Annotated in this window: 29 protein-coding genes; 10 read left to right on the top strand and 19 right to left on the bottom strand. The window is 46.0% G+C overall.

Annotation, left to right across the window (positions count from 1 at the left end; translation table 11 throughout):
- Positions 1-33: 33 nt before the first annotated feature.
- Both PMG71_RS05945 and PMG71_RS05940 read left to right on the top strand, forming a co-directional pair.
- Positions 34-1062: an ABC transporter permease gene (locus PMG71_RS05945; protein WP_283752735.1), complete on the top strand. Its 1029-nt coding sequence runs from the start codon at positions 34-36 to the stop codon at positions 1060-1062.
- A gap of 8 nt (positions 1063-1070) precedes the next feature.
- A complete protein-coding gene (locus tag PMG71_RS05940; RefSeq protein ID WP_283752734.1) occupies positions 1071-1355 on the top strand; it encodes a hypothetical protein in 285 nt (94 codons plus the stop codon).
- 104 nt (positions 1356-1459) lie between these two features.
- On the opposite strand, the gene PMG71_RS05935 is transcribed toward PMG71_RS05940, so the two are convergent.
- The 19 genes from PMG71_RS05935 to PMG71_RS05845 all read right to left on the bottom strand — a co-directional run bounded on the left by PMG71_RS05935 (position 1460) and on the right by PMG71_RS05845 (position 22790).
- A complete protein-coding gene (locus tag PMG71_RS05935) occupies positions 1460-1969 on the bottom strand; it encodes a hypothetical protein (protein WP_283752733.1) in 510 nt (169 codons plus the stop codon).
- 201 nt (positions 1970-2170) lie between these two features.
- Positions 2171-2527 (bottom strand): hypothetical protein, encoded by a 357-nt coding sequence (locus PMG71_RS05930; RefSeq protein ID WP_283752732.1) that lies wholly within the window; start codon positions 2525-2527, stop codon positions 2171-2173.
- Positions 2528-2843: 316 nt separating this feature from the next.
- The gene (locus tag PMG71_RS05925; protein ID WP_283752731.1) at positions 2844-3524 is read right to left on the bottom strand and encodes a RodZ family helix-turn-helix domain-containing protein; all 681 of its coding nucleotides are present in this window, start codon (positions 3522-3524) and stop codon (positions 2844-2846) included.
- Between the two features lie 153 nt (positions 3525-3677).
- Positions 3678-3833: a hypothetical protein gene (locus PMG71_RS05920; protein ID WP_283752730.1), complete on the bottom strand. Its 156-nt coding sequence runs from the start codon at positions 3831-3833 to the stop codon at positions 3678-3680.
- Positions 3834-3873: 40 nt separating this feature from the next.
- Positions 3874-4482, bottom strand: coding sequence for a hypothetical protein (locus tag PMG71_RS05915; protein ID WP_283752729.1), 609 nt, complete (start codon positions 4480-4482; stop codon positions 3874-3876).
- Positions 4483-4492: 10 nt separating this feature from the next.
- Positions 4493-5992 (bottom strand): hypothetical protein, encoded by a 1500-nt coding sequence (locus tag PMG71_RS05910; protein WP_283752728.1) that lies wholly within the window; start codon positions 5990-5992, stop codon positions 4493-4495.
- A 64-nt stretch (positions 5993-6056) separates the two neighbouring features.
- A complete protein-coding gene (locus tag PMG71_RS05905) occupies positions 6057-7349 on the bottom strand; it encodes a hypothetical protein (RefSeq protein ID WP_283752727.1) in 1293 nt (430 codons plus the stop codon).
- 18 nt (positions 7350-7367) lie between these two features.
- On the bottom strand, positions 7368-10658 hold the full coding sequence (locus PMG71_RS05900) for an nSTAND1 domain-containing NTPase (RefSeq protein WP_283752726.1): 3291 nt from the start codon (positions 10656-10658) through the stop codon (positions 7368-7370).
- Positions 10659-10833: 175 nt separating this feature from the next.
- Positions 10834-11079: a hypothetical protein gene (locus tag PMG71_RS05895; protein ID WP_283752725.1), complete on the bottom strand. Its 246-nt coding sequence runs from the start codon at positions 11077-11079 to the stop codon at positions 10834-10836.
- An 83-nt stretch (positions 11080-11162) separates the two neighbouring features.
- Complete coding sequence (locus tag PMG71_RS05890; protein ID WP_283752724.1) at positions 11163-12581, bottom strand: DUF1822 family protein; 1419 nt, start codon at positions 12579-12581, stop codon at positions 11163-11165.
- A gap of 33 nt (positions 12582-12614) precedes the next feature.
- Positions 12615-14060, bottom strand: coding sequence for an RNA polymerase sigma factor sigma-70 region 4 domain-containing protein (locus PMG71_RS05885; RefSeq protein WP_283752723.1), 1446 nt, complete (start codon positions 14058-14060; stop codon positions 12615-12617).
- 167 nt (positions 14061-14227) lie between these two features.
- Positions 14228-15301, bottom strand: coding sequence for a glucose-1-phosphate thymidylyltransferase (locus PMG71_RS05880; protein WP_283752722.1), 1074 nt, complete (start codon positions 15299-15301; stop codon positions 14228-14230).
- Positions 15302-15349: 48 nt separating this feature from the next.
- Entirely contained in the window at positions 15350-15640 is a 291-nt protein-coding gene (locus PMG71_RS05875; RefSeq protein ID WP_283752721.1) for a type II toxin-antitoxin system RelE/ParE family toxin, read from the bottom strand.
- Complete coding sequence (locus PMG71_RS05870; protein WP_283752720.1) at positions 15637-15867, bottom strand: hypothetical protein; 231 nt, start codon at positions 15865-15867, stop codon at positions 15637-15639. Before PMG71_RS05870 ends, PMG71_RS05875 begins: the two co-directional genes overlap by 4 nt.
- 11 nt (positions 15868-15878) lie before the next feature.
- On the bottom strand, positions 15879-16766 hold the full coding sequence (gene rfbD / locus PMG71_RS05865; protein ID WP_283752719.1) for a dTDP-4-dehydrorhamnose reductase: 888 nt from the start codon (positions 16764-16766) through the stop codon (positions 15879-15881).
- A complete protein-coding gene (rfbC, locus tag PMG71_RS05860) occupies positions 16763-17311 on the bottom strand; it encodes a dTDP-4-dehydrorhamnose 3,5-epimerase (RefSeq protein ID WP_283752718.1) in 549 nt (182 codons plus the stop codon). Before rfbC ends, rfbD begins: the two co-directional genes overlap by 4 nt.
- Positions 17312-17344: 33 nt before the next feature.
- On the bottom strand, positions 17345-18841 hold the full coding sequence (locus tag PMG71_RS05855; RefSeq protein ID WP_283752717.1) for a beta-barrel domain-containing protein: 1497 nt from the start codon (positions 18839-18841) through the stop codon (positions 17345-17347).
- A 72-nt stretch (positions 18842-18913) separates the two neighbouring features.
- A complete protein-coding gene (locus PMG71_RS05850; RefSeq protein ID WP_283752716.1) occupies positions 18914-21994 on the bottom strand; it encodes a peptidase domain-containing ABC transporter in 3081 nt (1026 codons plus the stop codon).
- A gap of 43 nt (positions 21995-22037) precedes the next feature.
- A complete protein-coding gene (locus PMG71_RS05845; RefSeq protein ID WP_283752715.1) occupies positions 22038-22790 on the bottom strand; it encodes a peptidylprolyl isomerase in 753 nt (250 codons plus the stop codon).
- A gap of 244 nt (positions 22791-23034) precedes the next feature.
- Between PMG71_RS05845 and PMG71_RS05840 the strand changes: the two genes are divergently transcribed.
- The 8 genes from PMG71_RS05840 to PMG71_RS05805 all read left to right on the top strand — a co-directional run.
- A complete protein-coding gene (locus tag PMG71_RS05840; RefSeq protein WP_430540998.1) occupies positions 23035-24354 on the top strand; it encodes an ABC transporter substrate-binding protein in 1320 nt (439 codons plus the stop codon).
- Between the two features lie 184 nt (positions 24355-24538).
- Complete coding sequence (locus tag PMG71_RS05835; RefSeq protein WP_347179211.1) at positions 24539-24805, top strand: nucleotidyltransferase family protein; 267 nt, start codon at positions 24539-24541, stop codon at positions 24803-24805.
- A gap of 94 nt (positions 24806-24899) precedes the next feature.
- Positions 24900-25316, top strand: a complete 417-nt coding sequence (locus PMG71_RS05830) for a XisH family protein (RefSeq protein ID WP_283752712.1) — start codon at positions 24900-24902, stop codon at positions 25314-25316.
- Positions 25304-25657, top strand: coding sequence for a XisI protein (locus PMG71_RS05825; protein ID WP_283752711.1), 354 nt, complete (start codon positions 25304-25306; stop codon positions 25655-25657). Before PMG71_RS05830 ends, PMG71_RS05825 begins: the two co-directional genes overlap by 13 nt.
- 54 nt (positions 25658-25711) lie before the next feature.
- Positions 25712-26086 carry a DUF433 domain-containing protein gene (locus PMG71_RS05820; protein WP_283752710.1) on the top strand — a complete coding sequence of 125 codons (375 nt, stop codon included), beginning with the start codon at positions 25712-25714 and terminating at the stop codon, positions 26084-26086.
- Positions 26086-26376: a nucleotidyltransferase family protein gene (locus PMG71_RS05815; protein WP_283766274.1), complete on the top strand. Its 291-nt coding sequence runs from the start codon at positions 26086-26088 to the stop codon at positions 26374-26376. Before PMG71_RS05820 ends, PMG71_RS05815 begins: the two co-directional genes overlap by 1 nt.
- Complete coding sequence (locus PMG71_RS05810; protein WP_283752708.1) at positions 26366-26527, top strand: hypothetical protein; 162 nt, start codon at positions 26366-26368, stop codon at positions 26525-26527. Before PMG71_RS05815 ends, PMG71_RS05810 begins: the two co-directional genes overlap by 11 nt.
- A 34-nt stretch (positions 26528-26561) precedes the next feature.
- Positions 26562-26976: XisH family protein (locus PMG71_RS05805; RefSeq protein WP_283752707.1), on the top strand; the 415-nt coding region annotated here is incomplete at its 3' end.

Raw genomic sequence — 26976 nt, 5'->3', positions numbered from 1 at the left:
TTCCCCCATTCCCCCACTCCCCCATTCCAATCCATGAACTCTACCCTCTCCTACAATCTCCGGGGACTCTTTAGTAACGAAGTCTTCCTTTACATTAGCAAGCGGGTTTTACAAGGATTAATCACCCTGTTATTAGCCTCTGCCCTAAGCTTTACCATTATTCAACTTGCCCCTGGTAACTACATCGATACCCTGCGGCAAAATCCCCAAATTTCCCCCGAAACCCTGGAACAACTCTCCCAACAATTTGGCTTAGATAAGCCTGCTTATGAACAGTATTTTCGCTGGCTGTGGCGTATTTTAAGATACGGAGATTTTGGACAGAGTTTTGTCTATCAGCGCTCCGTAGCCTCGCTACTGTGGGAACGGATGGCCAATACCCTCCTGTTAGCGATTATATCTCTAGTGATTAACTGGGCGATCGCCCTTCCATTAGGTATTATTGCTGCTCTCAAACAAAACACAAAACTCGATCAAAGTCTCCGAGTTCTCAGCTACATTGGCCAAGGATTTCCCAGCTTTATTACTGCCCTAGCGCTCCTCTTTTTTGCCCAAAGTGTATCCCCCCTCTTACCCGTCGGAGACATGACCAGCATCTATTTTTCTGACCTCACGTTACCCGGCAAAATCCTGGATATTGGTTGGCACATGATTTTACCCGTCTTAGCTCTTAGTATCACCGGATTTGCCGGACTCCAACGCCTCACCAGAGGACAATTTCTAGACGTTTTGCGCCAAGATTATATTCGCACCGCTCGCGCTAAAGGATTACCCGAAAATCGGGTTATTTATGTTCATGCTCTCCGCAACGCCATCAACCCCCTAATCACCCTGTTAGGTTTTGAGTTTGCCAGCTTATTAAGTGGCTCCTTTATTACCGAATTTTTCTTTAACTGGCCAGGTTTAGGGCGCTTAATTCTCAGTGCCGTGCAATCCCAAGATTTATACTTAATTATGGCCAGCCTGATGATGGGAGCAGTCATGCTCATTATCGGCAACCTAATTGCCGACCTCATGTTAAAGTTCGCTGACCCTCGTATTCGCTTAGAAGACCTCAAATAAACCTATTTATGGCTTTTCAAACCTATTATCTCATTCGCTCTAAAAATGACGGTCAATACATCACCGCTCATCTTGGAGATAACCAATATATATTACTCTTTCAACAAGACTTTGAAGCTTACAGTTATCTCAACACCCACGCCCCCGATTTAACCCAGAAATTTGCAGTAGAAACCTTAGTAAGTTCCCAATTAAGCGCTCTCTTAAATCGTTGGGGATATCAGGGAGTCGGGTTAGTTCAAGATCCCTTAATCCCCAGGGTGGAATTCATGGCACGGGAGTCATTCATTTAAAGTTATAGCTCTTTAGACTCTAAAGCAATTAATCACTTCAGTTTTGCTGAAGTGATTAATTCAGTTAATATACTTATTTTTCAAGAAAAAATTAGTATTATTTATCATCTCCCAAACAGACCCACGCCATAATAGCAGTAAGACGCTGAACAACTGGCCATCGAAGTTTTAACATAGAAACGACCGCTCCGGCTAGGTGACACCTCAACGATGGGATAATCATCTCTGCTGGTATCAGAATCAACTAAGTTCCCATAGCCATCGTAGAGATACAGGTCTAGATCTCGGCAATCTTGATCGCACACTCCCAGTAGAGCATAGGAGTGGCCAGAATAAAGGGTGACGGAGATCGTTTCTGAGCGATTATCATCTAAGGTATTTACATAAGGAGTATCAACCACTTGATAGTTACTTAAAATACCCAAACCAATAGCAGCATCCATTAACTGTTGGTAGACGACATCCGTATAGCGGTTCGCAAACGCGGCGGTAGGAGCAGCAACTAGCAGACCAGAAAAGAGGGCGATCGCGGTTTTAACTGTAGCTTTAGGTTTCATAAAGTTGGTAGTAGCTTGGTAAACAGATTGCAGAGAAGAGGTGATAAAAGAATTCATAACGTTGCTCCTGGAATGAACGAGTAGAGTGAATTTGAACCTGAAGCTTGATTAGCTTCTGTACTCTTATAGGGAAAGGTTCAAGAAATTATGCAGATCAACCCAAAAGCTGTTTTGGCAATTTGTAGCGTTAAAGAAAACCCCCAGTTGGTTAAGAACTGGGGGTTTACCGTAGGATAGGCTATTCAGATTGAGCCAGATCTACTCCGATAGATCGCTGACTCGTTCACGAGCGCGGGAAATCGCACGACTATTATCGAGGGGGGAAACGATCGCACCGTAAAGCGAGCATAATGTGAACGCCATGGGATCGGCTCTGTACTGGTCTGGCTCGACCGCGTAAACGGCGATCGCCAAACCCATACCTCCGAGCATAAATCCCAAACCCGACAGCCAGCGCCTAGTATAAATATATCCTCCGATAGGAAAAACAATACCCAGAGCAATCGTAGCCCACAAACTCTTCTCAGAGAGTTTAACCATTTGGGTTAACTTTTGGGCTTCCAGTTCTGCATGGATAGTTTCAATTTTGTTTTTGTTGTCTCCAGTAGGATTCATGGTGTTTCCCTCAACTTGATTTGTTCTTGTGCTTATCTATTGGGAGAGAAATCTAGATTTATGCACTCCGACTCTGGCCTATATAAAATTTGTAGGGGCGGGTTATACGCAAATCTTGTAGACTGACAACTATTTTTCTAAACCCGCACGAACCCACCATGTCTCTACAGTACACAGACAGTAGCAACTATTTAAGGATTTAATCTAATAAATAAGTTAATTTGATTAACAATGAAACATTGTAGGGGCGGGTTTCAAACCCGCCCCTACAATAGACCAATCATAATTGTATCAATCTTAATCGAATCGACTACAATTAAAAACTCGCTCCCACATACTCCATTTCTACGGGAGAACATCGATTAGCTGTATCACAAGTATAGGCAAATCGTGAACCATCTGGATTGACAGTAAACAGAAAATTATCAGCACTGTACGTCGGATAGGGAGTATTTGTCCCTGGATAAACGGGGTTAGAACCGAGTAATAGGAGTCCGTGAGCAGAAGGTTCAATCTTTAAGGTTTGTTCGACTTCTTCGGGTTGTCCCGCATTGACATTAAAGAAACGAGTGAGCATTTTTCCTTGATTGCCTTCCATCTTTAAGACACTTTGATAAATGATTCCATGAACGCTATATTGCAATTTCCAAATTCCATCGAGTGGACTGCTAGAATCTATCTGAGGAGGCCGATAAGTTGAAGGAGGTAAGGGAGAATTGGGAATGGGTTGAGTGGAATTAGAGTCTGGAACAGAGGGAATAACTGGAGGGTTTTGGGTTTGCACGTCAATAGATACGTTCTCCTCAGAAGGTATGGATGATGGAGAAGCCGCAGGTTCTGGATTGGGGGTTTCTGAAGGCGTTTCTATGGAGGGAGTTGGTTCTGAGGTTTCTGGAGTAAGGGATTCTGGTTGATAGCAGCCATTGGCGAGTAAAAGAACAGCAGCCGCTAAACTAACTTTAACGAGAGCTTGGGGAAGTTGGGTGGCGAATTTCATGGTGATTTCCTCAGAATGTTGCACAATCTTGTTTCAGCAGCAAGGTATTGGCTACAACAGAGGTCAATGAGTAGCTTTTCCCTTGCTATTAATTTGTTGGGATGACTCCAGGGTTTTATGCAACGGACTGAGGAAAATCAGATCTTTACTGAACTAGATCGCCCAAGGAATATTGGTTTCCAACAGACCCTGTAAAATGGGACTGGGGGACACTGGCTCAATGTCCGGCAGAAAACGCACCCCTTCCACTGTGGTTAGGCTGAACGCTTCCTTCACTTTAGTAATAGTGGTGAACTGGCTGTAGGGCATAATGTCAATTAACAATTAACAATGGGTAACGGATTTGAGATCAATTCCCTTCATTTACCATCCAAATGAACATCCCTAAAATCGTCTCCACGGGGGGCAGAGGATAAAGATTGAGATCAATTGTTACTTCAGTACCTGCCAGCTTTAAAAACTGCCATTGGAAGCCATTGGTTACTGAACCATAGATTGTCGGTAAAGGGTTTTGTTTACTGTGATTAAATTGTTGGGCAGCGACCATTTCCGCCAAACATTGACCAATTCCGGTTTTCAGATCCGCTTGTTTGGCTTCTACAATCAGAATCGCTGGGGCTTCAATGGCCAATTGTTCCCTAGAGTGACTAATCAGAAAGTCACAGCGCCCATTGAGTCCTAAAGATTCATCAACATTAAATTCTTCCCCAGAAAATAGACTAATTTGACGCTTAAGAATACGGCGCACTTCGACTAAAAGGGGACTAATGATTAACTCGGAACGGGCTTTTTCACTACCCGTTGCTACCGCTAGGGGAAGGGTTTCGCTCAGGGTTTCTGAAAGGGTTTGACTCGGTTCAATGGGTGGGAGGTCTGGAAAAAAGCGCACCCCTTCTACTGTGGTGAGGCTGAAGGCTTCTTTGACTTTGGTGATGGTGGTGAACTGGCTGTAGGGCATATTTTTAATTCTATATTTGACAACTTTGGGAGTCTGAACAGCCTGGTGAACCCAAACGGATCATAATTTGGTCTGGAAATTCTATTCGGTTGAGATCGGCACTTATTCTTCCGCGCTCTGGAGTATTGGTAAAATAAATTAGGATTTCATTATTTTCAATTTCTCCTTTGATAGAACGACCCGAAATTCCTGAGAGTAATTGGAATTCATTGCCTGTTTGAACGATGGTATCTACAGCTCTTATATTGCTCCCACCTAAAATCACTAAAACCCATTTTCCTGAAATATCGATCGCCCCATCAGGAATATTATTTTCAGGTAAGCGTGTCAACTTAAAAGGCATAGTAAAACTATCACAAATTCCATCTCCACTAATTTCATTACCATCACTACTGACTGTGCCTACCCATCGCATGGGAGTTCCTCCTCTAGCTTGAAATTGATTGCCTGATAAAGTTCCATCATCCATTGGAACTGGCCCATCAGGTGACATACTCAGTTGGTTGCCATTTTGACTAATAGTCATGAGACCGGTATACGTTCCTGGAGAAACAGATGTACATCCTTCCTGCGATGAATAAGTAAACCAACCAAAATCAAATCGCCAATCACCATTTAAATCAGTTCCAGTGGTTGATGCTGTAGGTTGAGTATTGGGTTGACGACTTGGAGGGGGTGAAGCCAGGGTTGGAGGATTCGATCTGATGGCGGTTTCCAATTCAGTCAACTGTGCAACAATACCATTAGCAAAGCGATCGAAAAGGTCTGGTGACCAGTTATCAGGGTTTACAAAATCTCGCAGTTCTGGAGAATTGAGAATCGCATTAGAATCTATGGGCGTTACGGTATCTTCTGGATAAGCATATCTTTGTCCTGCTCGAATCAGTCTGCCTTGGGGATATCGGTCTGACTGAACGTTCACTTCCCCAATTAAAACATCAACCAAAATTCCAGTAGGACTATCGGCAGTTTGAATCAAGCTTTCTCCTGGAGTGGGGATAACAACAACTTCATTTCTGCCTTGAGCGGTTAAGGCTTTTCGTGTTAACAATTGACTGGTTGCAGAGCCACTTGATTGTACTCGAATTCCTTCCTCACATCCCCGATTTCTTCCTCGTTGCCAAGCAATGGTAAAACGGCCTCTGGCAGTACAAGGAAAGCTCCACTGTGATGCAGTACGATGGGGGCCGGCTCTGACAACTAATCCGGTATGATCTTTAGGAGAATCGACTGCAAATGCGAGGTTGGCCCAATGTTGATTATCGCCGGGAATATAGAGAATACGATTCGATTCGAGGCGGTCTTGCAGTTGGACAGGTTGGCGGTTGCGGCTGGTTCCTGCACCTAGGGTTAGACGGCTGCCTTGGAATTTAACGATGTAGGCAGCATCAGGGATGAGTCCTTGACTGGGAAGACTGGTTAGGAGAATCAAGGTTAAGGTCAGGAGACTGACAAAAGCGAAGAGTAATCGCTTAACTCTGCGTAGAATATAAAGTCTATTGATCATCATGCTAAGTTCAAATTAGTGTTGACGTACTATTTTTTGAGTCTTTTAGTTTATAGCATAGTAAATTTTAGGATCGCTGTAGATACTCTACAACTTGCTCTTTTTTCATTAATCTAAAATAGAAAGTTCGTCCCTCACACCCCCCCCCTGATACTCTACCAGTTCCCTCAAAAAAACCTTGGTTATTAATTGAACCATTGAGTATATAATCAATAGAATAATAGGGATAATCCATGGTGTCTGTAAACCTTAATTGTACTTGGTCTCCATTGATAGAGCCATTTATTTGATCTGAGTGAATTGACGGTTCATTTAATGTCCATGTTTTATTGGGTATTGAAAGCGACCCCGTGTAGCCCGTTAGAGAAGAGTTAATTAAAGTTAATGCTGCTAGACCCCCCGCTTGATGGCAATCATTTGTAAGTTGGCTGGAAACAAATACATCGTACATTAGAGCCCACTGATTCCCCAATGCCGATTGAGTTGTTGTTTGAGGTTGATTACTTGCTTGAGTTGGTGTAGATTGACTCGCTGTTTGCTGTGGTAATTGACGCAAAGCTGTTTCCAATTCAGTTAACTGGGAAACAATACTACTGGCTGCTCTATCTGGTAAATCCGGTGATGTCCAGTTATTGGGATTGCGGAAGTTTCGCAGTTCTGGAGAATTGAGAATGGCATTGGAATCTATGGGAGTTACGGTATCTTCTGGATAAGCATATCTTTGTCCTGCTCTAATCAGTCTGCCTTGGGGATATCTGTCTGACTGAACTTGCACGTCTCCAATTAAAACATCAACCACAACTCCGGTAGAACTATCTGAAGTTTGCAGTAAACTTTCTCCTGGAGTGGGAACAACAACAACTTCATTTGTGCTTTGAGCGGTTAACGCTTTTCGTGTCAATAATTGACTGGTTGCAGAACCACTTGATTGCACTCGAATACCGGGTTCACATCCCCTATCGCCTCCCCGTTGCCAACCAATCGTAAAATGGCCTCTGGCTGTACAAGGAAAACTCCATTGGGTGGCACTACGATGGGGGCCGGCTGTAACCATTAATCCAGTTGAATCTATAGGGGAATTGGTGATAAATGCGAGGTTTGCCCAATGTTGATTATCGCCGGGAACATAGAGAATACGATTCGATTCGAGGCGGTCTTGTAATTGAACGGGTTGTCGATTTCGGCTGTTTCCTGCACCTAGGGTTAGGCGACTGCCTTGGAATTTGACGATGTAGGCAAAATCGGGGATGAGTCCGTGACTGGGAAGGCTGGTTATCAGAATCAAGGTTAAGGTCAGAAGACTCACCAGAGCGAATAGAATTTTCTTCGTTTTCCTGATGGTATGGAGTAGGTTAATCATGGTTCTTTGAGGGTTGAATTAAGGGTTGAGAGAGACAGGAGCATGGGTAACATCACAGCTATTCAGGCGATTAATGGCCGCATCAAAGGGAGGAACGAGGAATATTTTCTGGGTTAGGGTTAATTCATCTAACTCTTCACATTCGGCAGATTGATAGGCAGAATCTTGAGCAAACCAACCGCAGCGATCGCCACTATGCTTGCGCCAAAGAGCATCGATCGCCTTTAATAGCTCACAAGGGAGATACTCGGCTTCTTCTGGAGTTTGCAGCTCCCCATTGTCATTCAAATCCGCTTTAGTTCCCCATTCCCGCAGGAGGATAGCGTAAGTGGTTTTTAGCGCTCCCTCCGTATATTGCTCCTCATAATCGAGTAAAGAAGTCTCATCGAGCAATTGGCCGATTTCCCCCTGACTCAGTTGTGCCTCCAGTTCCGGTAGGCGATGGGTTTCAATCGTCTCGACTAAGGCTTGTTCAGTGTCCAGAACCAGGTTTTCTAACTGCTCTTGCTCGGCAGCACTGAGTTGAATCGCTTCATTTTCGGCAGGCTGGAGTAACTGCTTGGACTCGGTTAAAGTTGTGCGGTAATAGGCCAGAGCGCGGTCAATCTCTCCCCTACGCTTCTGTTGGTTGGCAATCTTGAAAAAATCCGGCAACAGCGATAACAGTTGCGGTGTCCCCACCTCGATACCCGCCGAAACATCCTGAAGAATGCGAAGGGACTGCTGTCGCTGCCACCAGGAAAATCCCCCAGCCACCAGTATAATAAAAAACGATGCAACTGCCGCGAGGGTCGTTCTCTGGGCGGCAATTCTGGCTTTGCGCTCCTGCTGTAACTCCCGCTCGCGTCTGTCTTCTTCTTCTTGCAGGAGGCGATCGCGCACAGCCTGGCTGATGATAATATAATCCCTAGCTAAACTCGACAGGGCAATCCCCTCCGAGTCCAGCAGACTCTCCGCGTCCGCTAACTTCACCCCCTGGAGCAGATAACTTAACTCCTCCGGTTCTCCCTGCTTTTGCCACTCTTTCGCAGCTCCCTCAATGGCTCGCTGACGCAGCAGTTGCTCTCGGTTTTCCTCCAACCACTCCCGCAACAGCGGCCAGTGGCGAATTAGAGCTTCATGGACAATATCCACCGAGGTTTCGCTAGTCACCACCAACTTAGCCGCCGCTAATTTCTGAATCACCGACTCCACTAGCTCTTCTGTACCCGACACAGAAGGAAAGGGGGCAATTCGCTGTAACTCTTGCTTCGAGACCTGGCGGCGCGTTTCTTGCGATCCTTCTCCCAACTGGGTTAACTCCAGAAAAATCCGTTTGGCAATTTCTTGCTCAGTCCCATCAAGTCGGTCGTAAACCTCCTGAGCATAGCGAGTTAAAGCCAATTCTACGCCGCCAATCTCCTTATAAGCCGCATGATTCAAACGGCCATTTCGGGGGTGTTCCCAGAGTAAAGTGAGGGCAAATTCGAGCAGGGGTAGATTTCCCGGTTCTGCCTGCACGGCCTCCAAAATGCGATCCGTTAACCCTGGCTCAATCAACATTCCCGCCTTAGCTGCGGGTTGGGTAATGGTTCGCTCCAACTCCTCCCGGTTCATGGGGCCGAGTTTGACATCGGCATTTTGCAGAGCATCGGTTAAGGGTCGGTCGTCGATGGCTTGGGTGAAAAAGTCGGCGCGTAAAGTGATGACCACTTTCAGTTGAGCAATGACTTTGATGGCGCTTAACCAACTCTCTAACCACTGCTGTCGCTCTTGAAGATTCTTACCTAAAGTATACAGTTCTTCAAATTGGTCAATCACTAACAAGATCCCCGTTGTATGAGTAGATCTTGATAAAATCCGTTCAATCACTTCTCGCAGTGATATGGCTTGAGAAGATAAGGCGCTGGCTAATTTTTTGGCTTCAATGAGTTGGTCAGTTTCGCTTAGTTGGGGGTCTAGGTGGGGGATGAGAGCGGTTGCAAGGCTGACAAAGGGCTGGTCTCCAGGACGGATGCTGAGAATGATATGATTATCTGAGCGCCATTGAGGAATTAAACCGGCAAACACCACAGAAGATTTACCGCTACCGGATGCCCCAATGACGGCCACGAAGGGCTTCTCGTGAACTGCCTGAATTAACTGTTCGGTAAAGGTTTCTCGACCAAAGAAATAGGGCGCATCTTCTTCCCGAAAAGCGGATAATCCCCGATAGGGACAAGCGAGGATTTTTTCCGAGCCAATATCGGCACAAATTCCCCCCAAGTCTTCCCAAGTGGGAGGAAGAGTTGCCGGGTTTTGATAGATGACGGGTAACCAAGTGGCGCAAGGAAATTGATCTTCAATGCCTTGTAATCTCTCCCTGGCTTCTCTGACGGATAAGTACAGGGATTGACCTCTGGCAAAGGCTTTGAGGAAATATTTGAGAAATTCCTGAGCCACCACATCGGGCACGGGTTCGCGCATGACGATGACTTGGGGAATATGCAAATCTGCTAGATTTCGAGCTAATCCCAAGCCATCACAAGAGTTGAAAATGGCCAAGCGCAATCCTTGGGCAATAGAGGTTTTGAGGGCATTTTTGAGTTCGGCAACGGTTAAACTATCCGTCTGATTAATCGCTAGTTTTCCCGTCTCGCCCTCCGTTGAGCTATGGCCAGAAAAACAGAGAATATCCCATCCTTTCGCCCATAAGGTATCGGTGAGTTCTTTGCGCTTTGGCTCCACGAGAAAGGTTACTTCTGCACCTGGAAGTTGTTGGAGCAATTCGCGATCGGCTTGAACATCAATGCCTTCACTATTGCCCAAAATTGCCAAAATTTTGAGCGGCTCTCCCGGACGTTCGATCCGCTCCACGTCCTGATATTCGGGGGAACTGAGGGCAATTTCGGCTTTGGTGTAGTCTTCTACTAAAAGTGTCCAAAAGTGCCAAGGTAGTTGCTGATGTTGCAGCTCTTGGGTTTGAATGATGAAGCGAATGACTTCTGAGGATTGTAATTTTTTCAGCAGTGCTTCTTTGATGGGGCGAAACTCTTCCGAGTTGAGCCATTGATTGAGGTGATCTTTAAGCTGCTGGGCGGCTTCCGTACATAGCCCCGATCGCGAGACTTGAGTCTTTTGTTTCTTCGGTTTCTCTAGTCGCGCTGATAGCCCTAAACCGCGATAGGCAACTTGCCATTGCGTATAGCGATCGCCCAATTTCGGAGCCGGAGGCAATGTCCCCCTCACTTCAACTGACGGAATCGAACCGTCTTTACCAATCTGGAGCGTGACCGGAAAACCTTGGGCGAAACTACCGCTCCCTAGTTTGAGAATGACTAATTGAGTCATAAACTTGGCCTGAATGTAGTATCCTATCGGGTCAACAATCTTCGACCTTACCCATTTTTAATTTTTAATTGATCTAGCCGCTATCTTCCTCGTCACGGAGTATACACTAAATTCGCTGACAAGAATGTAACTTTTCTTGTCAGCGAATGTTTCAGAATGTGAATACAGCTCAGGATTAGCGATCGCCCAATAACCAAGCCCCTAGGGCCAGTAATCCCAGTGTGCGGGTGGTTCCCAAGGTCGTATCTTGGACAATATTGCCATGGGTATCAACCACCATCGCTTGCCGGCCATTGCCGCCATCATAGATGATAATAAAGCCATTTTCGCCTTCTTGATAACCGAGGTAGTTGGCAAAGGGATGATATTCGGCAACCAGATTCGCAAACATTTGGTGCATCACAGTTTCAGAAGCAGACATCGGAGTGACTCCTAAATTTTTCTCTACATCTACTTATCGGGATGACTCCAGCAATTTATGCAGTCCGTCCGATCGGAATCTTTTTAGATTACGAATCCCTCTGTGATTGCCGTCTCACCAAGGGCGACTCTAACGCTAAAACGTTCGCCGCGATCGCCGCCTAATTTAAGCTGAATATAATTATCACGCTCTCGGCTTTCGGTTTCCAAGAACGTCTCCCCTTCGTCATCCAGCACCGTTAACTCGACTCCAGGAGGGAGATACATCTGGTTCCCCATCGGATTTAATCGCAGGAGAATCGCCCGATTATCTTCTCTTTTAGGTAAAATCGCCACCATTAAAGCTAGGGGATAATTGCCAAATTGCATTCCTAAATCAGCAATTCTACGAACGCCCGATCCGGGATGGTCTGGGGAAATTGTCCATAAACTTTCGGCTGCGGCCCAACGGGTTTCTTCATCTTCGGTCGTTTGAATTAAATTGACCAGAACGGGAATAATTTGCGGATGACCTTGACCCATTGTGCCTAACTCTTCGGCCGCAATTTTCACTTGACCTTCATCCGCACTAGTTTGTATCCGGTTAATCAGAATGGGAATACGTTCTTCTGGATTTACGGTCATGTCTAGATTGCGAAAGGCCAAACTTAAATTACCCGTTGAGTATGCCATAAATTGCTCCAGGGTTTGCCACTGAGTTTCAATCTGGTTTTCCAACCAATTGGATAAATTGGTTAGGGTTTCCGCAAGCGGATATGAATCAGTGGCGATCGCCTCTACTCTCTCTAGAGTAGTAGTCGTTTCCCATACCTGCTCTCTCCAAGCTCCTTGAGTCAACAACGCAGCCCACTGGGGAAAAGGAAGCCCAAATCGGCGGTAATGAATGGCTTGCGAACTCAGTTGCGCTAACAACTGTTCAGCGTCCTGGGCAGATAAAATCGGTAAAGCTGCAACTTCTACTTGTTCATTCGGACACAGTTCCCTCGCCACCCACATCACATTCAGGTCTTGAATGACATCCACTCCATCTAGACTGTAGGTGCGATCGCCTGCATCATAGACGGCTAATGTTTTCAAGTGTTGATGGGTGGCATATCCCCAAATTCGCACATAGCCATCATCGGGAAACACTTGGACTGCCAGATAATAATTGGCTTTCCAATCTGGAATATCTACCCATTCTTGAGGGACAATAAATTCCTCAGTATCGATGGCTTCACTGGGAATCATGACGATGCGAGTCTCTTCCAGGGCGATCGCCGTTCCATTAATCCCTTCCCACAATTTTTCCGCATTCCTTGCACTGGGGTAAATTTGCGGTTCAATCCCCGATTCTTCTGCCATCCAAGACAAAACCGCCTGGAGACAGAGGCGGTTCAAATAGGCATTCCATTGTCCCTTTTCTGTCGCAAATTGATTATCGGGCGGCCAAGCCGTTTCCCTGTCCTGTGGTGAAATTTCCAGCAAAACCTGGTTAGAATTGAGCATCAGTGATTCATTCATCGTTAACATGGTCTCATTCCTCCTGTTGATTATTTAAAGGGAGCCATAAGGCAATTTATACAGACACATCTGGACAAAATTAGCGATCGCTTTGTGGTCTGATTTGCACCCTTGTAAAGAAAGCTGAAACTCGGTTGCAATTAGAGTGTATAATTCTTGCTCTAGCCTCGACTTGATTTCGGCGATCACCTGCTCAATCTCCCCTTGTCCCCGTCCCATTTCCTGGGCAACCTCCTCAAGCTTCAATCCTTTACCAAAGTGTAACTTCAAGATTTTAAGCTCATCAAAATTGCCTTGATTCATCAGGGATTGCTTTAGGCGAGCGCAAAAGTCAAAGCAACCGATTTTTTCCAGCCAAATATCCAAAATATTAGCTGTCTCGCTCAGTTGGTTAGACGTAATCGTAACCTTCAGAGTTTCCTGACTCCATTGAGCTAAAGATTTCAGCAAAACTTTTTTCAATTTGTCTTTTTTACGAGACACTTGATACTGTTGTTCAAAGCTAAAAATAAGCGCTAAATCTGATTGAGTCATCCCCAAGCCATACCAGAGCTTAAGCAACCTCCGATCGGCTACTACAAATTCATCAAACTTTCGAGAAAGAACTGCACCAATTTGTCTAAAACGCTCCGTTTCTTCTTCTGCCTCTTCTACCTCTTCTAGGGATGGCTCAGAAACACTAGCGGGTTCAAACACACTATCTTCTAGCGCTACAATCTTGGTATTAAAACTCTCTCGAATCGCTTGAACTGCTAGATCGAGTAAGGTTTGAATCATTGCACCATCGGGGGTAAAGTCCTCAGAAGGATAGCGTTGATGATAGTGAGAGGCTATCTGGTCTAATTCTTGCCGATCCGGGGGTTGCAATTGTTTACGCCCATCAGCTTTCCTAGGTACATATTGCTCCCGAAAACATTGCCAAGCTTGCAAACAACGAGAAAAAGTAGGCTCTTTAACATCAGCTTTAGACAAAGCCTCTTTGAGCTTCTTTTTTGTGATCCTTCGTAGCAGTGCCGGCCAACTATATTTGTCTAATTCCATACCGTTACACCGTAGTTGTTCGCGAACAGCACTTTCCAGGGGAAACTGAGCGTAAGTTTTCACGCCACTACTTTTATAATCATAACTTTTGAACAGCTTAACTGGATTTAGTACCACCATTCTAGCCATCTGGAAAACATCCACTTTTCGCTCTGAATACTGCTGGGAAACTTTCCATGCTGTCCGACAACAGGTCTCTTCTAAATAGGCAGCCAGATGTTCTCGTGCCAGCCGATTAACTGGAGCTTCTACCATTGATGCTCTGAGCCAGTATTGGGCCCAATATTCTTTGTGCATTCCTGGCTCTTTCTCCACCTTCTGAGTCATGGACTTGGCCAAACGGGGTGATTTGTGCCACCCCGGCCCAATTCGGTCATATTGGTCATCGATTTGAAGAAATGTTGAAAATAATTCAACAGTATCTTTGCGCGATTTCATGGTCTATTTATCTCCCTGATCCTTACTGTGTTATTGAAACCTTACATAATTATCAGGGTAGTTTTATAGAATTATGCAATTTTCTGCAAAAGTTTCTGCAAAACTGACGTGATTTAGATTGACTCGGCGGTGAGTCCTTCATATGACACAAAGGCGATGTGTGCCCCTTAAACCAATTCAATCTGACAATCATCGCCAATCATAAATCTGAGAGCTGTGGGACGACGGGGCGCAACATTTAAGCGAGCGCGTCTACCCACCACACTATCAACAATCCGTTGTTGAATGTTTTCTAGGGTAGCTTCTCCTAAAATCACGCTGTGTTCAATATCAACTTCCCTTAAGGTTGTGCCACTGGCAATACTACTATAGGGGCCGATAAATGTGTTTTCAATATGACAATTTTCGCCAATGGCAACGGGGCCGCGAATTGTGCTATTAATCACTTTTGTGCCCGCACCGATGCTTACCCGACCAATCACTTGACTTTGGGAGTCAATGGTTCCTTGCTGTTCTGATTCTAAGCGGGTATCGAGAATGATGCGATTGGCTTCTAACAGGTCATCTTTTTTCCCGGTGTCTAGCCACCATCCTTCGATTTGACGCGCTTCGACCTGAGTTTGGCGATCGATTAAGACTTGAATTGCATCGGTGATTTCGAGCTCACCCCGTGGTGACGGTTGAATACTAGAAATGGCTTCATGAATGGCAGTCGAAAAGAAGTAAATCCCCACCAGCGCTAGATTTGAGGGCGGGTTTTTCGGTTTTTCTACCAATTTTAAGACCCTTCCCTGAGTATCAACTTCAGCAACTCCAAAGGCACTGGGATTAGACACCGGACGCAGCAAAATCAGCCCATCTAGGCTATTTTCCTTAAATTGGGTCAAAAATGGGGTTAAGTCACTTTGAATGATGTTATCGCCCAAATACATAATGAATGGGTCGTTTCCTAGGAACGGCTGCGCCACTTTTACAGCATGGGCTAAACCGGCGGGTTGATCTTGCAAAATATAGGTAATTTTCGCCCCAAACCTTTCCCCATCCCCAGTGGTGGCTTTAACTTCTTCCCCAGTTTCGGGACTAATAATAATGCCAATATCGGTAATTCCGGCAGCGACAATTCCTTGAATGCCGTACCATAAAATCGGTTGATTGGCGACAGGAACCAATTGTTTGGCTCCGGTATAAGTAATGGGGCGTAGGCGAGTGCCTTTACCACCAGATAAAATAAGTGCTTTCATGATTTAATTACAACAGCTTTCTCTGTTATAGAGGACAGAATTTAATTTTCAATAAACTTGATCGTGAGTGCCCAAATTGAGCAATAAAATAACTTCTTCTTCCTCTTCCTCCTCTTCTTGATCTGGTACAAACTCAAAAATGATCCGATAGCTATAATCAATTGAACATGACCAACATCCTGAAAAATCTCCTTTGAGCTTATGAGTTCGTAAACTGGGATGAAAAGGATCTTCAATGAGCTGTCTTATGGTTACTTCAATTAAAGAGCGTAGATCAGGATTTTTGCGTGTTAAACGTTTAAATGAACGTAGAGATTTAGGACTCCAAGCAATCTTCATTCCTCTTCGTCCAATGCTGCTAAAAATTCATCTACCGTTCCCAATTGAAAATTTCCCATTCTATATTCTAATCTTGCTTCAGCAACATCTTTGAGTAATTGCGATCGCTTTTGTTCTGCTAAACGCTTATTGAGGATATCGAGGAGAATTTCTTGATCTTCCAAAGAGAAGGTTTCTATCTCCTCAATCACTTTTTGAAAAGCAGATGTTTTAAAATATTGACTCATAAAAATTACCCCTAATACACTAAGTTTTCGGCATATTCGGCTAACATTTTCTGCAAACTTTCGCGCCAGTGGGGGGCAGGGTTTCCCAGGAGATCAGCGAGTTTTTGACCTGAAAGAACGGAGTAAGCGGGACGTTTGGCGGGGGTGGGATATTGGTCGGTGGTAATGGGAAGCACTCGTTTAATTTTTAGGGGAATGCCTAACTTGCTTGCTTCTTCAAAAATGGCGATCGCAAAATCGTACCAACTGGTCACCCCCGCATTTGTGTAATGATAGATACCCACAGTTTCCGCGTTCAGCTTGGGAATCAATTGGGCGATCGCCCCCGCTAAATCCACCGTCCAAGTCGGGGAACCCACCTGATCGTAGACTACACGCAACTCTTCCCGCTCTTGACCGAGGCGGAACATGGTTTTGACAAAATTACCGGTAATTCCATTCCCATACACCCAAGCGGTTCTGAGGATGGCAAACATTGCGCCACTCTCTTGTACAAGCTCTTCCCCCCGCAACTTCGATCGCCCATAAGAACTCAGAGGATTGGTTTTATCCGTTTCCAGATAGGGCTGATTTTTACCCCCATCAAATACATAATCCGTAGAAATATGGATTAACTTCGCGCCAGAAGCGGCTGCTAAACGGGCTAATTGTCCCGGTGCTTCCCCATTCACCTGCATAGCCAGATCCGCATCTTCTTCAGCCTTATCCACTGCGGTATAGGCCGCTCCATGCACTACAATATCCGGTTGTAAGTCTTGCCAAAAGGCTGCCACCTTGTCAAACTCAGTTAAATCCAGTTCCTGGCGATCGATCCCCGTCACCTCTCCCAAGGGTTTCAACAGGGTGACTAGCTCTTGGCCCAACTGCCCTTGGGCCCCAGTTACCAAAATTCGGGTCATGAATACACCTCAGCATCTGACAAGAGTTTACCGGCTTTATCTTTGGCTGATAAGGTAGGTTCTAACCCATCAATTTGCCAATCGATGGCAATATCAGGATCGTTCCACAAAATCGATCGCTCGTGCTGGGGTGCATAATAATCACTGGCTTTATACAGCACTTCTGCTATCTCCGACAGCACCACAAATCCGTGGGCAAATCCCGGCGGAATCCACAACTGGCGGTGATTTTGGGCAGTTAACAGACAACTGACCCACTGGCCAAAATGGGGGCTATTTTTGCGGATATCCACAGCTACATCTAAGATTTCTCCCACCGCAGCACGGACGAGCTTACCCTGGGCCTGCTCAATTTGGTAATGCAGACCCCTTAGCACTCCTTTGACGGAGCGGGAATGATTATCTTGGACAAACTCCACAGATTGGCCAGTCAGTTCGGCAAAGCGTTGGTGATTATAGCTTTCAAAGAAGAAGCCGCGATCGTCTCCAAAAACCTTGGGTTCTAGGATCAGAACATCAGGAATTTTTGTAGGAATATATTGCATAGAGAACAGGGAATAGGGAACAGGGAATAGAAACTAACGAACGGTTTCCAAGCTACGAATCTTGGTGTCAAACTTATCGGTCAAGAGACTTAAAACCGTCCGTTTCCTAACTTTAATACTGGCACTAATATCCATCCCCGCTTGCAGATCCAGTTGCTTATCATTAATTGTGAAATACTGTTTGTCTAACTCAATTTTGGCCGGGAATGCGTAGAACGGTCGCACTTGGGTAGGTTCTAGAGCATCCGAACCGATCCAGGTCAGGGTTCCTTTAATTGTGCCAAATTCAGAAGAAGGGAAAGAGGAGACATCTAACTCAACTTGCATTCCTTCATCGACAAAACCAATATCCTTGTTTTGGATATAAACCTCGGCAACTAAGGCCTCATTCGGCACAATTGATAAGAGGCGCTCTGTGGCTTGGGCGACGTATCCCGTACCCGCTTGTAAATCAAAGACTACTCCGCTAACGGGCGCTCGCAATTCTTGATAACCTAGGGCTTGTTGAGCTTTGATCAGCTCCCCTTCGACTTCGGCTAACCGCTTGTTGGTTTCAATTTTGGCGCGAGCCAGTTGGGAATCGATCTCGGCAATCCGGCGTTGGTTATCAGCCACTCTCGTTAAGATATCTTTGGCAGAAATGGCGATCGCATTAGACAAAGCTTCCTGGGACTGAGCTTGTTCCACCCGCAGCCGTTGTTCCTCTAGCTGGAGTTGTTCAAGTTCCCCTTCCCTAGCCAGCAACTCGTCCTGATAGCGCAGCACTTCCTGTTCTTGGCGATCGTACTGGAGTTGAGAGAGGGCCCCTTCTTCGACTACAGGGCGAATGCGGTCTAAGGTGTTCTCGTTAATGGTTAAGGTTTCTTTGGTCTTCTCTATGCGAGGGGCGATCGCCATGGCTTGGCGTTGGATCAGATTGATCTGTTTCTCCAACTCGGCAATTTTCAGCCGTGCTGCTTCTACCCTAGATTGGTATTCAGCGCGGGAAGCTGTCAGCAAGCGGTCTTGGGTGATGCGAACATCGCCATCAACCGATTGATTGGGGTTATAGCCATCGAGTTGGGCATTAAAGTATTGATTTTCTGCCAATAGGGTTTGGCGCAAACGGGCTAAGGAAGCCAGTTCTGGAGGGCCGCTTTGGATATCTCCCCCAGAGAGGATGCGATCGTAAATTTGTATTTCTTCTTTCAGAGTAATTTGTTGCTTAGTCAGGGATTCAATATCCGCTTGGGGAGCCGTGGGGTCAAACGTAATTAACAGTTCACCCTGTTGTACCACATCCCCATCTTTAATCAAGATTTCCCGCACCATGCCACTGGTGGGAGATTTCACTTCATTGACCGATCCTTGGGGTTCCAGTTGCCCTTGAGCGGGAACGGACTGTTCTATTTTGGCGATCGCCGCCCAAGCAATTCCCGACGACGTAATCAACAGAATCAGCCAAACCAGGACTTGAGACCAAATCACCGGCCGCTCTAGCAATATGGGCTGTTCGACATAAGTTTCTGTGTATCTGGCTTGTGCTTTCATTTGAGTAATGAGTAATGGGTATGGGTACAGTAGAATCAATTTTTAATTTTTAATTTTTAATTTTTAATTGATCTACAACTGAGAGTCCTGTTGCTCAAATAGACAGTAATACCGCCCTTTAAGAGCCATCAGTTCCTCATGGGTTCCCTGTTCTACAACGGAACCTTGATCCATCATAATAATCACATCCGCATTCCGCACCGTAGTTAAGCGGTGAGTAATAAAGAAAACGGTTTCTCCTTTGAAGGTTTGGGCTAGATTTTGGCACACTTGCCGCTCACTGTCATAGTCTAGAGCAGAAGTGGCTTCATCCAGGATCAGTAAGCGAGGTCTTTGCAAGACGGTACGGGCGATCGCGATCCGTTGTCGTTGTCCCCCGGATAAATTCGCCCCCCGCTCGCCCACCACCGTGTTATAGCCTTGGGGTAGGGACATAATAAACTCGTGAGCTACAGCCACCTTCGCCGCTTCGATAATCTCCTGCTCCGTAGCATCAGGATTCGCTAGAGCAATATTCTCTTGCACCGAACCATTAAACAACAGGGTATCTTGCAGAACCACCCCAATTTGGCGACGCAAGGAATACAACTCCACCTTACTCACATCTAACTGGTCTACCAAGATACGGCCTGAACCCGGTTCATACAACCGTTGCAGCAGTTTCATCAAAGTGGATTTACCGGAACCACTTTGGCCGACAATGCCCACAAACCTACCCTGGGGAAACTCTAGATTTACATTCATCAATTGCCAGGTATTGGCACTAGCAAACCGGAATGACACATCCTCATACTTCACATGGCCATGGATGGGAGGCATGGAAATATTGGAGCGGTTGGCTTCATCAGCTTCGGGTTCGGCATCTAAGACATCGGAGAGTCGTTCAATGGATAGCCCAGTCTCCTGGAAGCTTTGCCACAGTTGAATCAGGCGCAAGAGGGGCGAAGTTGTATACCCGGCAATAATCCGAAAGGCGATTAACTGTCCCAGGGTAAAGGGGTTATCGGTGGCGGCTGTGGTGAGTACCATTTGCGCCCCAAACCAGAGAATCAATAGTCCAGAGAGTTTATTCAGGAATCCACTAATGGAACCGGCGGTACTGAAGGTGAGAACGGAGCGAAAGCCGGATTTAATGTATTTGGCGTAGCGTTCTTGCCATTGCCAACGGGATTTTAGCTCAATATTTTGGGCTTTAACGGTTTGAATCCCCGATAGCACTTCCACCAGATAGGATTGCACGTCGGCGTAGCGTTCGGCTTTATGGCGCAGTTGGCGGCGGACAATGGGGGAAGCCACAATGGTGACTAGGGCAAACAGGGGAACTGTCGCTAGGGCAACGAGGGACAGTTGCCAGCTATAGACGAACATTACTGCGATGTAGACGACGGAGAAGACGGCATCGAGGACGACGGTGAGGGCGGTTCCGGTGAGAAATTGGCGGATGTTTTCTAACTCGTTAATCCGACCTGCCAGTTCCCCGACTCGTCGGCGATCGAAGTATTCTAGGGGCAACCTGAGCAGGTGGGCAATGACTTCTGAGCCAAGTCCTAGGTCAATGCGGTTGGTGGTATCGACAAACAGATAGGTTCTTAAGAGGGTGAGGATGGCTTCAAAGATGGCTACCCCTAGGAGGAAGAGTCCCAAAATATCTAGGGTGTCAATGCTCCGTTGTACCAGAACTTTATCGATAATCACCTGGGTGATCAGGGGGTTAGCCAAGCCAAAGAGCTGCACGAAGAAGGAGGCGATGAAGACTTGGATTAGGATGCCCCGATATTTAATTAGGGCGGGAACAAACCAATTGAGACCAAATTTTTCCCGTTGTCGCTCTGGGGGAGACTGGAGTAGCAAGACTTGTCCTTGGACTACGCCCCATTCTTCGGCGAAGTCGGCGACTCGTCTGCGAGCGATGCCTTTTTCGGGCACTGCCATGACGATTTCCCGCTCGCTGATCCGGTAGAGGATGGCAAAGCTTTGCCCCCAGGGAATCATGGCGGGGCCTTTGATGCGGTTGATGGAGGCGGCGGGCAGTTGTACCATTTGGGCTTGGAGTCCCATCATTTCGGCGATCGCCCCACAAGCGTTTATAGAGATTTGGCCGACGCTCCGCAGTTGGTTTTCCAGAATTTTGCGAATTACATCCCGACGGAAGGAGCAGCCCATAAACTGGCTCAACATTTTGAAGCAGGCCATGGGGGCATCGATTTCTCCTTTGCCGCGTATAAAGGGATAGCTGATGCGATCGCCACTGGTCTGTTCTAATTCTGGGATATTTTCCGGAGCGCGGCTGATATCGAGGCCACTGTCTTCTCCCTCTAGCTGTTTCCTGGGGGATAGGGTGCTAATGGGGGCTTTTTTCAGGGGGGGCTTGACTGGAGCGGGTGAAGCCGTCTGGGGCCCCGTGGGAGGGGCAATGGGGTCTTCTGTTTCTTGGAAGAGGTCAACCCCTAATAATCTGGCTCCCCATCTGCCTTTAATGGGTAGTCTTTGATTGGGTTGTTCGGCCAGGTCATCCAGGGGGACATTTGAGCCGGCGGTAAAGTCGCCTACGGTTCCACTACTGACGAGCCAGAGGCGGGAGGGATTGAGGGTATTAATCAAATCCCTGACTTGCAGGTTGCCAGAGGGCAGGTTAACGGCCGTGGTATTGGCGATCGCCTTAAAGGTCAGTTCTTTTAAGTCGGCTGCGCCATCCGCTCTGCGTCCCAGTTCCACACTCAGCAGCTCAAAGACCTCACTCAGGGATACTTGTTGACCTAGGCTCTCCCTAAATTGGGGTTCCTGGTCGATTAAGCGCAGAAAGTCTTGGGCATCTAAAGTGATACAAATAACTTCCGTAGAAGCAAGGGCCGTTTCACACCCACTCTGGCGCAACAAACTCGCCCATCCCATCACCTCCCCCGGTTCAGCCCGTTTTAAGCTCACGGTGGTTTGTCGCCGTTGGTCATAGCCTAAAATCCGCACTTGACCTTGATAAAGGATGGAAACTTGGGCGGGCACTTTTTCCCGAATGATAATCGGTTGCCCGATCGCATAGCGCAGCAGTTTACACCCAGAGGTCAGTTGCTCTAGGGTATGGGGATTAAGCTGATCGAAGGGCGGTATTTTCGCTAAAAATCCTTGGATTTGAGAAGGGGAGACAGCTTGAGTCATGTCAATTAAAAATTAAAAATTAGAAATTAAAAATTGGGTGGCATCAGGTTTCTGGTTTGTCAGATGACCAGAGGGAGCGAATGGGCCCTAGTTTTTGGACTTCTTCTCGCATCCAAAGTTCAAACAATTCATCAATGAGTTGTCGTCTCATGGCATCATCAAATTTGGCAGGAATGAACTTTTCCAATCGGACAATAACATACCATTCTCCTAAATTACGGGGTGGCCAGAGTTGACCCGGTTGAGAAATGGAGAGGAGTTTGGCTAAGATCGGGTGAGGAGTAGCAACGGAGACCGGCCCTAACACGCCTCCTGTATGGCTCTCCGGCCCTTGGGAGTATTCGCGAGCGAGATCGGCAAAGCTTTCTTCTTCTTCTTGAATACGAAAGTAGACTTCTTGGGCTAATCCCAGGTCTTTGGTGCGAATCAGGGAATAGACGACTTGATCGAGGTGGGTTTTGCGACTGAGAAAGTAGGATTCTACTTTGTTTCCCCATTTGGCCTGTTTAAATTTTTCGATCAGCAGGGGACGAATGGTGATTTCTTGGAATTGTTCGGCATTCATGCCCTGATTTTCCAGCCAAGCGGTTTTGTCTTCCGGGGTGGTAAACTTGAGCTGACCGTGGACGGATTTGAGAGCCGCTTCGATTTCTTCGGGGGTGCAAGAGTAATCGGCGATCGCCCCATCAATGACTAATCCCCTGACTACATGGGGCATTAATTGATAGCGGGTGAGTAGGTTTAAAATTTCGTCTGTCTGAATGACTCGGTTGCCGACTTGTAGGATTTCTACCATGGGTTCTCATCGATAAGCGATCGCAGTTAGTTGAGTTTGAACGGTTTCCTTGCCTCTCCCTCCTGTCACGAGGACAGTTTCCGCAAGCGGACATGAACGGATTCAGGGAAGGATAGACCTTTTAGTTTTTTTAATGATACAGACTTCCAAAATAGGATAGCATCCCGATCGCGATTCAGTGTCAATTGGAGACGGGAATGGGGGAATGGGGGAATGGAGAGAAGACATTTTATGAGGGTTGATGATGGTTTACCTGAGTCACATCAGAGTTAGAGTCAAGCGTTGGTTGAGTGATTCCAGATTATGGGCTTATGGGTTAGGGGTAGTATTCTCCTTGATCTGCGCTATGTTCATGTTCTTAGGGACTCCTGCCTTTACCCAAACCCCAGTACCGGTTAAAGTCTTAATTCAGGCGATCGATGCCACCCACTGGCAACCCCTAGTAACCCAGTTTAACCAAACCCACCCGAATATTCAGTTACAGGTGGTTAAGGGGCCCAATAATACCAATTTAGTCGAAGATCTCTATACTTCGGCCTTTTTATTGGGGGATTCTCCCTACGATTTGGTCTATATGGATATTGTCTGGGTACAAAAGTTTGCGGCTGCGGGATGGTTGGCGGATTTATCGGATCGCATGACTCCAGAAGAGTTAAATGTTTACTTGCAGGGGGATATTGAGGGGGGACGCTATCAAGGGAAGCTCTACCGCATCCCGTTTCAAACCGATGGGGGAATGCTCTATTATCGCCGGGATTTGTTGGAGCAAATTGGGGCAGCTCCTCCAGAAACTTTTGCTGAGTTGATGACTATTGCCAAAACCCTACAGGAGCGCAATTTAGTGGAATGGGGCTATGTTTGGCAGGGGAAGCAGTATGAAGGGTTGTCGGCCATGTTTGTGGAAATTCTCGCTGGATATGGGGGATTTTGGATCGATCCGCAAATGCAAGCGGTAGGATTAGATGAAGCTCAGGCGATCGCCGCAGTTGAGTTTTTGCGCGATACTCTAGCAGAAGGGATTTCGCCTCCAGGGGTAACCACCTATTCGGAAGAAGAAACCCGCCGCCTATTTCAAAATGGAAAAGCGGCTTTTTTACGCAACTGGCCCTATGTGTATTCCCTGGCTTCGGATTCGGATTTGGCGGGCAAATTTGCCATTAAACCGATGATGCATACTCCAGGAAATACGAGTGGCGCGTGTTTAGGGGGTTGGGGGTTAGGTATGGCTAAATCGTCTCAACATCCCGATGCAGCTTGGCAAGCGATCGAGTATTTTAACCAGCCAGAGGTACAGCGCCAATATTTTCAGCAAACCGGATATGTTCCCGCTCGGCGATCGCTCTTTTATGATAGTCAATTAATCACTGAATCGAATTATCTCCCCCGCTTGCTCCCCGTTCTCGATAACTCGGTGTTGCGTCCTCCCATTCCCCAATATGCCCAAGCCTCAGACATTCTGCAACGGTATCTGAGTGCCGCTCTAACCGGTCGAGAAACCCCCCAGAGAGCTATGGAATTGGCAGCGAAAGAAACTCGCGTCCTGTTGAGTAGGGGTGGGGGATAGGGAGATGGGGGGATAGGGGGATAGGGAGATGGGGAGATGGGGGGATGGGGAGCAAAAGTCCCTCTCCCCGTGGGAGAGGGATTTTCCGCAAAGCGGACATGAAAGGGAGAGGGCTTATAATACGGGTAAAATTCTCGGTTTGAGCCATGCCAGAGGAAACGCCAGAAGAGCAACAAGAAGAACAATTTTGGCACAACACCAGCAAGCCTTAAAAGAGTTTGGCCTAACTTCGCTGGCCATATTTGGCTCTGTTGCTAGGGATGAAGCTAGACCCGATAGTGATGTGGATATTTTAGTAGAATTTGACGGATTGGTGACCTTCGATCGCTATATGGATGTCAAGTTTTATCTTGAAGATCATTTAGGGACGCGAGTCGATTTGGTGAGTCGAGTAATGCTCAAACCTCTGATTCGTTCTACAGTAGAACAGGAGGCAATTTATGTCGCGTAGTGTGCATCTGTACTTGGAAGATATCCTCACTTGTTGTGCCAAAGTCATTAAAATATGTACTGTACAATAAAATTACTACCAACTCCCTTGCACTATGCCTGCCAAAGACATTTATCATGATGCGGTCAAGAATGCCTTAATCAAAGATGGTTGGCTGATTACCGACGATCCTTACTTCATCAAATATGAAGATGCTGAACTTTATGCGGATCTAGCAGCCGAAAAACCAATTGCCGCAGAACGAGAAGGCAAAAAAATAGTTGTTGAAGTCAAAAGCTTTGTGGGAAAATCCCTAATGTATGACTTTCATGGGGCATTGGGACAATACATTGTATATCGAAATCTAATTCAACGTACTGAACCAGAATATACCCTGTATTTAGCAATTGATTATCTGGTCTATGAAGATTTTTTTCAAAGAAAATCTGTGCAAGCAGTGATTAAAGATAATCGAGTTTTGTTAATGGTAGTAGATACAGCGAAGGAGGAACTGGTCAAATGGCTGACTTAGAACATTACCGCCGGATCATAAAACGAATCTTGACTGAATATTATGGTATGAAGATTCATCAAGTCCAGAAAAATCCTGAATGTGAAGTCAGCGATCGCCTAGCTTTAGATGAAATTAGAGATGAATATCTGTGGTTTCGCTTTGGCTGGAAGGATAAGAAGCTAGTACAGCATATCATTATCTATTTAAAAATTAAAGATAGCAAAGTTTGGGTGGAACAAGACTTAACTAATTTCTGTATTGTCGATGATTTACTCGCTGCGGGCATTCCTCAAAATGATATTGTTTTAGGGTTCCATCATCCTAGCAAACGGCAGTTCACCGAATTTGCCACAGCTTAAGTTGTTGGTTTAAAATAAAATTGACCTTCAGCAACTAGACTTTCGGGAAAAATCATGACCAACCCATCCAATGAACAAACCGGAATTATCCGTACAGAACGAGGACTAACCCTCGCCGGAACACGGATTACGATCTACGATATTATGGACTATGTGACCGCTCAATATCCCCCTAAGTTTATCCGGGGATTATTTGACCTAACAGAACAACAAATCAACGACGCTTTAACGTATATTGAAGAAAATCGCGCTCTGGTTGAAGCCGAATATCAGCAAGTTTTGAAGGAAGCGGAAGAACTGCGGCTATATTATGAAGAAAAAAATCGCGATCTGATTGCCAAAATTGCCGCCATGCCACCGAAACCGGGTCAAGAAGAGATTCGAGCAAAAATTAAAGCAGCTAAAGCCAAACGTGAGGCTAAAAAATGATGCAACGGGACAAAGTATTGGAGATTTTGGCAGAACACCAGCAAGCCTTAAAAGAGTTTGGCATAACTTCGCTGGCGATATTTGGCTCTGTTGCTAGGGATGAAGCTAGACCCGATAGTGATGTGGATATTTTAGTAGAATTTGACGGATTGGTGACCTTCGATCGCTATATGGATGTCAAGTTTTATCTAGAGGATCATTTAGGGACGCGAGTCGATTTGGTGAGTCGAGTAATGCTCAAACCTCTGATTCGTTCTACCGTAGAACAGGAGGCAATTTATGTCGCGTAGTGTGCGTCTGTACTTGGAAGATATCCTCCGCGCCTTTTTCTTCTGCTCCGAAATCACCCCAAAAAATAGAAACCGGGTTTTTCCAAAAAACCCGGTTTCTGGCTCTCGTCTAAGAATCGCCGTAATGAATATTATTGATTTTCGTATTTAGTATATAATAGCTATGAAACAATTCATCCTCACTGATGCCAGCTAGAGATCTTTTTCACCAGATTGTTCGTATAGCCCTTGAAAAGGATGGTTGGGAGATAACTCACGATCCGCTTTATCTTCGAGTGAGTGAGAAGATTGCATTGTATCTGGACATTGGAGCAGAAAAACTTCTGGGTGCAGAACGAGAAGGATGTAAAATTGCTGTTGAAATCAAAAGCTTTGTCGGTCTTTCCAGTTTGACGGAGTTTCATTTGGCCCTTGGTCAGTTTCTTAACTATCGTCTAGCCTTAGAAGAGATAGAAAGCGATCGCCAACTCTATCTTGCGATTTCGTCTGATACTTACGAAGATTTTTTTGTTGATCCTTTTATTCAAAAATCAATCAGCAGGTATGACTTGAATTTAATAATATTTGATATCAAGCAGGAGATGATTATCCAATGGAAAA

Origin of the sequence: Roseofilum acuticapitatum BLCC-M154, from assembly GCF_030068475.1 — a bacterium.
GTDB lineage: Bacteria > Cyanobacteriota > Cyanobacteriia > Cyanobacteriales > Desertifilaceae > Roseofilum > Roseofilum acuticapitatum.
Note: the sequence above shows the minus strand (reverse complement) of the source record. Positions and strands in the feature narration are given on the sequence as shown.